Below are 9,960 nucleotides of genomic sequence, written 5' to 3'. Positions count from 1 at the left end.
ATCGCGGCGTATCCATCGGCACATGCCGCGTGAATTGCGTACACTCTGAGTCTCGTTTTCGGCGGGGCCGGGCGCAGGAAGGCCGGTCCGCGTTCACTCAGGGCACAGCGATGATCGATTTACGCAGCGATACCGTGACACGTCCGGGCCAGGCGATGCTGGCCGCCATGACCGCCGCCGAAACCGGCGACGACGTCTGGGGCGACGACCCGACCGTCCTGCGCCTGCAGGCGGTGACGGCCGAGCGGGCCGGCAAGGAAGCCGGCCTGTTCTTCCCGAGCGGCACGCAGAGCAACCTGGCCGCGCTGATGTCGCATTGCGAGCGCGGCGACGAGTACATCGTCGGCCAGCTCGCGCACACCTACAAGTACGAAGGCGGCGGCGCGGCCGTGCTGGGCAGCATCCAGCCGCAACCGATCGAGAACGCGCCGGACGGCACGCTGCCGCTCGCGAAGATCGCCGCGGCGATCAAGCCGCTCGACAACCACTTTGCCCGCACACGCCTGCTCGCGCTCGAAAACACGATCGGCGGCCAGGTCTTGCCGGACGGCTATGTGCAGGAAGCGGTCGCGTTCGCGCGCAGCCGTGGGCTGGCCACCCACCTCGACGGCGCGCGCGTGTGCAATGCGGCCGTCGCATCGGGGCGCCCGATTGCCGAGTTGTGCGCGCCGTTCGACACCGTGTCGATCTGCTTCTCGAAAGGGCTCGGTGCGCCGGTCGGCTCGGTGCTGGTCGGCAGCCGTGCGCTGATCGAGCGCGCGCAGCGCTGGCGCAAGGTGCTGGGCGGCGGGATGCGGCAGTCGGGCATTCTCGCGGCGGCATGCCTGTATGCGCTCGATCACAACGTCGAGCGGCTCGCGGACGATCACGCGAACGCCGCGCATCTCGCGGCCGGCCTCGCGCGCATCGACGGCGTGAAGGTGCTGTCGCATGCGACGAACATGGTGTTCGCGCAATTCCCCGAAGCCGATTGCGCGCCGCTCGAGGCGTGGCTCAAGGAACGCGGGATTCTCACGCAGATGCTGTATGCGTCGCGCTTCGTCACGCATTGCGACGTGTCGCGCGCGGACATCGACACGTTCCTCGGCGCGGTGGGCGCGTATTTCTCGCAGCGGCGCGCGTGAAGCGGAATGCGCCGGCCGGCGACGGGCCGGCGCGACGTGGCATGACGCAAGACGCGCAGGGTTGACGCGGCGCGTCGTCGGTCGATCGGTGCCGTGCCGGCGGGTTACGCCTGCCGCGGCGTGTCGGCGGGCGGCGTGCCGTCGTGGAACAGCGATTTCAGCTGCGTGCGCAGTTCGGCGCTGTCGGTGTGCTGGTGCACCGAGACCGCGTGTTGCACGGCGGCCTCCAGCAGTTCATTGTCGGAGTCGGCGGAAATCGCGACCGAGCAATGCATCGCGCTGGGAAACTCGCGGCAATCGATATAGCGGCGGGACATGATGTTCTCCTCACATGAAAGGGAACGGCCGGATCGGGATGATCGGCCGCGCGGCGCGTTCGCGAGGCCGATGGAAAAAGTATAGGTGGCGCGGCCGACTTTCTCGTCGGAGTGCGTACCGCGCCGGCCGGCCGTGTCGATCGCCGGCGCGACTGCCGGTGCGTTACGGCAGCGGCGCGAGCAACCGCCGCGCCGCTTCGACCACCCGTTCGGACAGCGACGCCATCGTCGGCGACTGCACCGTCCACGCGTGCCAGTACAGCGTGACGTCGGTCGGATGCGCGGGCGCGAGATCGACGAGCCCCTGCGCATCGAGCGGCGCGGTGCCGATCAGCGGCTCCGGCACCATCGCGTAGCCGAGCCCGTGCCGCACCGCCGCGAAGTGCGAATGGGTGCCCGGCACGTAGTGGCACGGGTACGCGCCGTCCGGCAACCCGAACTTCTCCTTCAGGAACGACGACTGCAGCGTGTCGCGCCGCGAATACGCGACGACGGGCGCGTGGCGCGCGCTCGTGCGGTTCAGCCCACGCGGAAACCAGCGCACCGCGAACGCGGCGGCCGCGAGCAGCCGGTAGCGCATCGTGCCGAGCGGCGTCGCGAGGCAGCCGCGCATTGGCTTCGGCTCGGTCGTCACGCAGCCGACCGCCATCCCGCTTTCGAGCAGCGCGAACGTGTGATCCTGATCCTCGACGATCAGCTCGAACAGGATTCGCTCGCCGGCGAGCACGGACGTCAGCGCGGGCAGGAACCACGTGCCGAGGCTGTCGGCGTTCAGCGCGATCGTGACCGAGATCGGCGATTCGCGCTCGGCCGCGAGCGTGCTCTGCAAGTCGGCCTGCAGCAGCGCGACGCGGCGCAGGTGCTGCAGCACGCGCTGCCCAGCCACCGTCGGGCGGCACGGCCGCGTGCGCAAGACGAGCGGCGTGCCGAGGCTCGCCTCCAGCGCGCGGACCCGCTGCGTGACGGCGGACGCGGTCACGTGCAGGCGCACGGCCGCCTGCTCGAAGCTGCCGGTGTCGGCGACGGCCAGCAGCGCGGCGGCCTGCTTCGGATCGATCGTCATCGACATGTCGGGAGTATTCCTGTGATCGGAAACGAGAACAGGCGGTAGTGTAAGGCAGCATGCACTGCGGTCCCGGCGGCGAATCGTCCGCGCTGCCCGATTCGTCGTCGGAATCGCGCACCGCGTAGGGGATGCGCGGCGATGCGGGCATTTTGATCTACGCTGTATGGGTGTGCGCGATGCGGCGGGTGCGATGCCGCGCGCGTGGCGGCGAGGTCGTCATGCCGACGCCCGACGACGATATGCAGTGTGCCGACCCGACTACACCCCACTGAAGAACAAGCGACGGAGCCATAAAGCAATGATCTTCCGGCAACTTTTCGATCCGCAATCGTCGACGTACACGTATCTGCTCGCCGACCGCGCATCGCGCGAGGCGCTGCTGATCGATCCCGTGTTCGAGCAGGTGCGTCGCGACGCGGCGCTGCTCGACGAACTCGGATTGCGGCTCGTCGCGACCGTCGATACGCACGTGCATGCCGATCACGTGACGGGCGCGTGGCTGCTGAAGCAGCGCACGGGCAGCGCGATCGCGATCTCGGCCGCGAGCGGCGCGCACGGCGCCGACCGCTACCTGAACGACGGCGACCGCTGTGCATTCGGCCCGCGCTACCTGACCGTGCGCGCGACGCCCGGCCACACGAGCGGCTGCATCAGCCTCGTACTCGACGACGAATCGATGGCGTTCACCGGCGATTGCCTGCTGATCCGCGGCACCGGCCGCACCGACTTCCAACAGGGCGACCCGCGTGCGCTGTATCGCGCGGTACACGGCCGGCTCTTCACGCTGCCGGCCGCGTGCCTGCTGTATCCCGCGCACGACTATCGGGGGCTCACCGTGACGAGCGTCGGCGAGGAGCGGCGCTTCAACCCGCGTCTCGGCGGCGATCTCAGCGAAGACGATTTCGCGGGCTACATGCGCAACCTCGGCCTCGCGCATCCGCGCCAGATCGACGTTGCGGTGCCGGCGAACCTGCAGTGCGGCGTCGCCGCGAACGCGCCCGATGCGCAGGCGGCAGCCGACTGGGCGCCGCTCGTCTATACGTTCGCCGGCTTCTGGGAAATCGATCCGCAATGGCTCGAGGATCATCTGCCGGCCGTGCAGGTCGTCGACGTGCGCGAGCCGGACGAATTCGCGGGCCCGCTCGGCCATCTGCCCGGCGCGACGCCGATCCCGCTCGGCGAACTGGCCGCGCGCACCGGTGAAATCGCGCACGACCGGCCGGTCGTGACTGTGTGCCGGGCCGGCGGGCGCTCCGCGCAGGCGACGGTGATCCTGAAGAAGGCCGGCTTCGACGCGGTCGCGAACCTCGGCGGCGGGATGCTGCGCTGGCGCGCCGAAGGGCGTGTCGTGATGGACGGCCGATCGTAGCGGCCCAGGCAGTCCTTCGAAAAAAATGCCGGACCGATGTCGAAACGGCCGGGCGCCGTTCGTCGTCAAGGTATCCGATCACGTGGCGCCGCACGACGTGGCGCCGAAACCCAGAGAGACCCCACGATGATGCCGACGCTTTACGCCCATCCCTTTTCGTCCTACTGCCAGAAGGTGCTGACCGCGCTGTACGAGAACGGCACGCCGTTCGAGTATCGCGTGCTCGCGCACGACGATCCGAAGCCGATGCAGGAACTGACCGCGCTGTGGCCGCTGAAGCGCTTCCCGGTGCTCGTCGATGCGGGCCGCACGGTGATCGAGGCGTCGATCATCATCGAGTATCTCGGTCTTGCCCATCCGGGCCCCGTGCGCCTGCTGCCCGACGATCCGCGCGCCGCGCTCGAGGTGCGCACGATGGATCGCTTCTTCGACAACTACGTGGCGACGCCGCAGCAGAAGGTCGTGTTCGATGCGCTGCGGCCGGAAGCCGAGCGCGATGCGCGCGGGGTGGCCGATGCGCGCGCGATGCTCGACACGTCGTATGCGTGGCTCGACAAGACGATGGCCGATCGCGAATGGGCAGCCGGCGATCGTTTCAGCCTCGCCGATTGCGGCGCGGCGCCGTTCCTGTTCTATGCGGACTGGACGCACCGGATCGATCCGGCGTTCGCGAACGTGATCGCGTACCGCAAGCGTCTGCTCGCGCGGCCGTCGTTTGCACGCGCGGTCGACGAGGCGCGGCCGTATCGCTCGTTCTTTCCGCTCGGCGCGCCCGATCGCGACTGACGGGCGGGGCCGTCGCACAGCGCGCCGCTGCCGCGCATGGCCGGCAGCGCGCGCCGGGGCGACGGAACGACAGCAGCAGCGGCAGCATCGCGCGGTGGCCGTCACATCGTGCGCGTGGCCGACTGCGCGAGCGTCAGCAGTTCGTCGAACTGCGTGATCAACTCGAAGCACAGCAGGAACGCGAGCGTATAGGCCGGCGCGGGGAAGCGCCGGATCATCTCCAGCACCTGCGGCGCGAAGCGCGAGCGGATCGCGTCGCGCGTCAGCAGCCACGCGATCGCGATGCCGATCGCCGCGCCCGCGATCAGGTCGGTCGGATAGTGAAAGCCGAGATACGCGCGCGGCAGGCAGATGAACACGACCGAATACAGCAGCGCGACGATGCCGACGCGGCGCGCGATGATGAAGATGCCGGTCGCGATCGCCATCCACAGCATCGCGTGATCGCTCGGAAACGAACTCCAGGTCTGCAGCGTCGCCGCACGCAATCCGGCCGACGGAAAGTGCAGGTGCAGGTCGGGGTTGTAGATCGGCCGCACGCGGAACGGCAGCACCTGCGCCAGCACGCGGCCGACGGCGAGCGCAATGAGCCCGCTCGCGACGGTGGCGACGACCAGCTCGCGTTGTCGCTCGCGGGTCGGGCCGGGCTGGAACCACAGCCAGCACAGCACGGGAATGAGCACGAAGCCCTTGAACGTGTAGAGGCCGGCGATCACGCGGATTGCGTGATTCATCAGCGGGCCGAACGTCACATGAGTGAGGAAGACCTGGATCGTGGTGTCGAAATCGTTCATGTCCTGTGCGACCCGGACGGACGCGCAGCGCATGACAGGCGGCCGGCTGGATCGAAAAGCGCGCTCGCACGGAGCGCAATGGGGGGCAAGTATGTCACCCGTTATTTCGAAGAAAATGCGAAAAAATACCGGGATTCCCCTGATGAAGCGGGGCTGGATGGTGGGGCCGGATGGGTGCGCGCCGTGCGGCGCGGCAAGGCCGAATCGTCCGACGTTTGCGTGCGGGCGTGCACGGCCGCCGGAAAAATATTTGGGTGAACTGGACAATTCGGCACGTCGCCTCGGACCTTGCGCCGGATGAACGATTGCCGTACCGGCGCGGCGCGAATCTGTCGGGCGGCGCAGCGTCATGCGCACCGATAAAAAAAACGGGCAAGCCTCATAGGCTTGCCCGCCGGCGTGACGCGATGCCCGACTTCAGTTGCGCCACACCCGCACGGCGAGCGCGGCCAGCGACGTCGCGACGGCCAGCGCGGTCACCGCATTCCAGCCCAGTTGCGCGAGCAACAAACTGCCGATCGCGGCGCCGGCCGCCATCCCGATGAACATGCCGACGAACAGCACCGCGTTGAGGCGGCTGCGCGACGCGGGATCGATCCGGTAGACGATCGACTGGTGCGCGATCAGCGTCGCCTGCACGCCGAGATCGAAGCCGATCGTCGCGACCGCGAGCAGCACGAGCTGCGCATGCGGCGACATCAGCGGCGCGGCGGCCATCGACGCGAACGACAGCGTCGCGATGCCGATCCCGATGCGCGTGACGCGCTCCGGGCCGTGATGATCGGCCAGGCGCCCGGCGACCGGCGCGGCCAGCGCGCCGGCGGCGCCCGCGAGGCCGAAGGCGCCGGCGGCCGCGCTGCCGAGGTGGAACGGCGCGCCGTGCAGCATCACCGCGAGCGTCGACCAGAACGCGCTGAACCCGACGGCCAGCAGCCCCTGCGCGAGCGCGGCGCGGCGCAGTGCCGAATGCGCGCGCCACAGCGCGCCGAGCGAGCCGATCAGCGCGCGATACGGCAGCCGCGTGGTCGGCTCGAAGCGCGGCAACCCGCGTGCGGCCACGACGCCGATCACGGCGACGCTGGCGGCCGCGAGCGCGAACATCGCGCGCCAGCCGGCCGTCTCGGCGACGAATCCGGCCACGACGCGCGACAGCAGGATGCCGAGCAGCAACCCCGTCATCACCGTGCCGACGATCCGGCCGCGATGCGCGTCGTGCGCGAGCGTCGCGGCGGCCGGCACGACGTCCTGCGCCATCGTCGCGGCGAGGCCGATCGCGAAGCTCGCCGCGAGCAGCAGCCCGAGCGACGGCGCGATCGACGCCAGCAGCAGCGCGACGACCAGCGCGGCGGCCTTGGTCACGATCACGCGGCGCCGGTCGAAGCGGTCGCCGAGCGGCGCGAGCAGCAGGATGCCGAGCGCATAGCCGAGCTGCGTGAGCGTCGGCACGAAGCCGATCGCCCGCGCCGACGCGCCGAGATCGGGCGCGAGCGCGCCGAGCATCGGCTGCGCGTAGTAGAGCGGGGCGACGCCGAGGCCCGCGGCGGCCGCGAGCAGCAGCACGAGCCGGCGATCGGGCATCGAATGGGCGGCCGCGGCCGGACGGGCCGGGGCGTGCGCCGCGCGGGGCGCGGCATCGAGACGGGTCGGGGTGGACATCGCGTACATCCTCGGTGGAAGAATGGGATGGACGCGAGTGTGGCGGTATGCGGCCGGCGACGGTAGTGCCACCCCGCGCAGATTTGTTATACGCTCCACGAATGACCGAAAAATCCTCTCCTTCTCCTGCTGCTGGCGGGTCTCGGCGCATCCAGGCGGTGCCGGTGGACGGCGCCGGCTATCGTTTCGAGCTGATGGAAACCTTCGTGCGCATAGTCGAGGCCGGCAGCCTGTCGGCGGCCGCCGTGCAACTGCATACGACGCAGCCGACCATCAGCCGGCGGCTGCAGGCGCTGGAAAATTCGCTCGGCATGCGGCTGCTGCAACGCACGACCCATACGATGCGGCTGACCGTCGACGGCGAGCGGTGCTTCAAGCAGGCGAAGGAGTTGCTGGCGAGCTGGGCGGCGTTCGAGGCCGATTTGCGCGGCGCGCAGGAGGAGCCGGACGGGCTGCTGCGTGTCGCGGTGCCGCACGCGTTCGGCCAGCAGCGTTTCGTCGCGCCGCTCGCGCAATTCCTGCGCGACTACCCGCGTGTGTCGGTCGAGTGGCTGCTGCAGGACGAGGTGCGCGATTTCGTCGGCAGCGGCATCGATTGCGCGATCCAGGTCGGCGAGCCGACCGATCCGGGCGTGGTCGCGATCCGCCTGACGAAGGTGCCGCGCTTCGTGGTCGCCGCGCCGTCCGTGCTGAACGGCGCCGACGTGCCGGCCGATCCGGACGCGCTCGCCGCGCTGCCGTGGCTCGCGTTGCGCACGTACTACCGCACCGAGCTCGCGCTGACGCATGCCGCCAGCGGCGACACGCGGCGCATCGCGATCCGCCCGCGCATCACGACCGCGAACCTGTATGCGCTGCGCAGCGCGGCGCTGCTGGGCGTCGGCGCGTGCGTCGGGTCGTCGTGGATGCTGGCCGACGATCTCGCGCGCGGCGATCTCGTGCACCTCGCGCCGGAGTGGCAGGCCGCGCCGCTACCGGTCTACCTCACTTATCCGCATGCGCAGTTCTATCCGTCGCGGCTCGTGCGGTTCGCCGCGATGATGCGCGAGGCCGTGCCGGCGCTCGTCGAAGGGCGCGACGGCTGAAGCGGGTGGTGCCGGGCGACGGCTCGCGGTCAGCCGCGCCGGATTCCTTCCGGCAGGGCACTGATGCGGCGTACCTCGGGCGAATCGAGCCACGCGCGCGACGTCGCGCAGTCGACGAACATGTCGGTCGCGTCCTCACCCCAGAACAGGTCGCCGTCGAGCGCGAAAGTCGGCACGCCGAATACGTTCTCGGCGATCGCGCGATCCGTGTTCGCGCGCAGCGCGTCCTTCACCGGCTGGGCTTCGACGGCCGTCACGCCTTCCGGAAAGCCGACCGCTTCGCACAACGCGGCGAAGCCTTCCGGGGTCGATACGTCCTGGCCGTCGCGCCAGATATGCCGGAAGATCCGCCGGATCGCGTCGCGCGAGCTGCCCATCGCGATCGCGAGGCGCAGCGGCTTGATCGGATTGAACGGATGCGCGGGCGGCATCCGGAACGCAATGCCGAGCTTGTCCGCGCGGTATTGCGCATGCCGATAGGTGAACACGCGTTTGGCCGCGATTTCCGCCGGCGCTTTCTGGCCCCAGTGCGTGAGCAACGCGCCGAGCACGATCGGCCGCGGCTCGAACGCGGCGGCGGGCGGCAACCGGTCGAACTGCTCCTGTTGCAGGTAGGCGAACGGCGAAACGAAATCGAAATACCAGCTGGCGGTGCGCGCGGCGTTCATCGCGGGTGTCTCCTCGGGCGGGTCCGGTTGACGGTTGCACGTTCGGTGCGTCGCCGGCAAACGGCGCGCTGCGTGCATCGGCGGCCAGTGTCGCATGCGGCCGCTTTTCGCGCTGCCGTATCGCGTGCCGCCCGCAACCGGCGTCCTACGACCGGGCGTCGTCGTCCGTCGACGATGCGAGCCGCGCGAGACTGTCGCGCACGGCCGGCGCGTCGTAGCGGGCACCCGCGCCGCCGAGGGCGACGGTCGCCTTCTGCGCGAGCGGCAGCAGCATCGCGAGCGCCGCCGTCATCGCCGGCACGGCGGCGAGCCGCGATTTCGGGCCCGACACCGTCAGCGCGCCGACGCATTCGCCGGCCGCGCCGAACACGGGCACGGACGCCGAGGCCGTTTCCGGGTCGCGCTCGCCGTACGACGCGGCCCACAGCTGTTCGCGCACGTCGTTCCAGCGGGCGTCGTGCGTGTCGGTGAAGGCCAGCAGCACCTTGCCCGATGCGCCCTGGCCGACCGGAAACTCCTCGCCGACGCGGATCGACACGCGCACCGCCCGCGCGGGCTCGACGCGATACAGCACGGAGCGCACGTCGCCCTGGCGCACGTAGAACGACGCCGTTTCCCCGAGCTCGCGGCTCAGCGTCTCGAGCAGCGGCTCGACCACCGGGCCGACGCGGAACGAACGCTGGTACAGCGCGGCGAGCCGCAACGGCTCGTGCCCGACCGCGTACTGGCCGTCGTCGAGCTTGCGCATGAATCCGCCATGCTCGAGCGCGGCGAGCAGGCGCAGGATCGTGCTCTTGTACAGCCCGGTGCGGCGCGACAACTCGGCGAGCGACAGCCGGTCGTCGGTCTGGCCGAACGCACGGAGGATCGCGAACGCGCGGTCGAGCACCGCGACGCCGCTGGACGCTTCTTCCGTCGCCGGATCGGCTGCGTCGCCGGCGTGATCTGCTGGATTCCTGGGCACGGCCTGCTTCCTTCGAATGATGGTCGGTGGACTATATCGTTCTATCTGACAGAACGCAAGTTCCAGAAAAACGCGATTTCACGGGTATACCCCGCTTATCGCCTATTCGATGCACGCTTAAAGTTCTGTCA

The 9,960-nt window shown here is 69.8% G+C and carries 11 protein-coding genes; 5 read left to right on the top strand and 6 right to left on the bottom strand.

Features of this window, described 5'->3' with window-relative positions:
• Positions 1–110: 110 nt before the first annotated feature.
• Entirely contained in the window at positions 111–1,124 is a 1,014-nt protein-coding gene (ltaE, locus tag H3O04_RS18200) for a low-specificity L-threonine aldolase (RefSeq protein ID WP_202588188.1), read from the top strand.
• A gap of 104 nt (positions 1,125–1,228) precedes the next feature.
• Here the strand turns inward: ltaE and H3O04_RS18195 are convergent, their stop codons facing one another.
• On the bottom strand, positions 1,229–1,441 hold the full coding sequence (locus tag H3O04_RS18195) for a DUF1059 domain-containing protein (protein WP_006480352.1): 213 nt from the start codon (positions 1,439–1,441) through the stop codon (positions 1,229–1,231).
• A gap of 163 nt (positions 1,442–1,604) precedes the next feature.
• Positions 1,605–2,510: an HTH-type transcriptional regulator ArgP gene (locus H3O04_RS18190; RefSeq protein ID WP_011548948.1), complete on the bottom strand. Its 906-nt coding sequence runs from the start codon at positions 2,508–2,510 to the stop codon at positions 1,605–1,607.
• A 295-nt stretch (positions 2,511–2,805) separates the two neighbouring features.
• On the opposite strand from H3O04_RS18190, the gene H3O04_RS18185 reads away from it, so the two are divergent.
• Complete coding sequence (locus tag H3O04_RS18185) at positions 2,806–3,876, top strand: rhodanese-like domain-containing protein (protein ID WP_124548649.1); 1,071 nt, start codon at positions 2,806–2,808, stop codon at positions 3,874–3,876.
• 126 nt (positions 3,877–4,002) lie between these two features.
• Positions 4,003–4,662 carry a glutathione S-transferase family protein gene (locus H3O04_RS18180; RefSeq protein ID WP_012339270.1) on the top strand — a complete coding sequence of 220 codons (660 nt, stop codon included), beginning with the start codon at positions 4,003–4,005 and terminating at the stop codon, positions 4,660–4,662.
• A 101-nt stretch (positions 4,663–4,763) separates the two neighbouring features.
• On the opposite strand, the gene H3O04_RS18175 is transcribed toward H3O04_RS18180, so the two are convergent.
• Complete coding sequence (locus H3O04_RS18175) at positions 4,764–5,456, bottom strand: phosphatase PAP2 family protein (protein WP_069231946.1); 693 nt, start codon at positions 5,454–5,456, stop codon at positions 4,764–4,766.
• A gap of 78 nt (positions 5,457–5,534) precedes the next feature.
• Between H3O04_RS18175 and H3O04_RS18170 the strand changes: the two genes are divergently transcribed.
• Positions 5,535–5,714, top strand: coding sequence for a hypothetical protein (locus H3O04_RS18170; protein WP_202588187.1), 180 nt, complete (start codon positions 5,535–5,537; stop codon positions 5,712–5,714).
• A 159-nt stretch (positions 5,715–5,873) separates the two neighbouring features.
• Here the strand turns inward: H3O04_RS18170 and H3O04_RS18165 are convergent, their stop codons facing one another.
• Positions 5,874–7,112 carry an MFS transporter gene (locus H3O04_RS18165; protein WP_077220819.1) on the bottom strand — a complete coding sequence of 413 codons (1,239 nt, stop codon included), beginning with the start codon at positions 7,110–7,112 and terminating at the stop codon, positions 5,874–5,876.
• 101 nt (positions 7,113–7,213) lie between these two features.
• Here H3O04_RS18165 and H3O04_RS18160 point away from each other — a divergent pair, with 101 nt between their 5' ends.
• Positions 7,214–8,197, top strand: a complete 984-nt coding sequence (locus tag H3O04_RS18160) for a LysR family transcriptional regulator (RefSeq protein WP_124548646.1) — start codon at positions 7,214–7,216, stop codon at positions 8,195–8,197.
• A 29-nt stretch (positions 8,198–8,226) separates the two neighbouring features.
• Here the strand turns inward: H3O04_RS18160 and H3O04_RS18155 are convergent, their stop codons facing one another.
• Positions 8,227–8,865 carry a 2-hydroxychromene-2-carboxylate isomerase gene (locus tag H3O04_RS18155; protein ID WP_202588186.1) on the bottom strand — a complete coding sequence of 213 codons (639 nt, stop codon included), beginning with the start codon at positions 8,863–8,865 and terminating at the stop codon, positions 8,227–8,229.
• 145 nt (positions 8,866–9,010) lie between these two features.
• On the bottom strand, positions 9,011–9,829 hold the full coding sequence (locus tag H3O04_RS18150) for an IclR family transcriptional regulator domain-containing protein (protein WP_202588185.1): 819 nt from the start codon (positions 9,827–9,829) through the stop codon (positions 9,011–9,013).
• Positions 9,830–9,960 lie beyond the last annotated feature (131 nt).

Source organism: Burkholderia sp. KCJ3K979 (assembly GCF_016759955.1).
Taxonomy (GTDB): domain Bacteria; phylum Pseudomonadota; class Gammaproteobacteria; order Burkholderiales; family Burkholderiaceae; genus Burkholderia; species Burkholderia orbicola.
This window is presented reverse-complemented; position numbering and strand designations above follow the sequence as displayed.

Excerpts from the sequence above, each read along its gene's own strand:
- H3O04_RS18175 (WP_069231946.1), bottom strand. The coding sequence starts at position 5,456 with ATGAACGATTTCGACACCACGATCCAGGTCTTCCTCACTCATGTGACG.
- H3O04_RS18165 (WP_077220819.1), bottom strand. The coding sequence starts at position 7,112 with ATGTCCACCCCGACCCGTCTCGATGCCGCGCCCCGCGCGGCGCACGCC.
- H3O04_RS18190 (WP_011548948.1), bottom strand. The coding sequence starts at position 2,510 with ATGTCGATGACGATCGATCCGAAGCAGGCCGCCGCGCTGCTGGCCGTC.
- H3O04_RS18160 (WP_124548646.1), top strand. The coding sequence starts at position 7,214 with ATGACCGAAAAATCCTCTCCTTCTCCTGCTGCTGGCGGGTCTCGGCGC.
- H3O04_RS18180 (WP_012339270.1), top strand. The coding sequence starts at position 4,003 with ATGATGCCGACGCTTTACGCCCATCCCTTTTCGTCCTACTGCCAGAAG.
- H3O04_RS18195 (WP_006480352.1), bottom strand. The coding sequence starts at position 1,441 with ATGTCCCGCCGCTATATCGATTGCCGCGAGTTTCCCAGCGCGATGCAT.
- H3O04_RS18185 (WP_124548649.1), top strand. The coding sequence starts at position 2,806 with ATGATCTTCCGGCAACTTTTCGATCCGCAATCGTCGACGTACACGTAT.
- H3O04_RS18155 (WP_202588186.1), bottom strand. The coding sequence starts at position 8,865 with ATGAACGCCGCGCGCACCGCCAGCTGGTATTTCGATTTCGTTTCGCCG.
- ltaE (WP_202588188.1), top strand. The coding sequence starts at position 111 with ATGATCGATTTACGCAGCGATACCGTGACACGTCCGGGCCAGGCGATG.
- H3O04_RS18170 (WP_202588187.1), top strand. The coding sequence starts at position 5,535 with ATGGGGGGCAAGTATGTCACCCGTTATTTCGAAGAAAATGCGAAAAAA.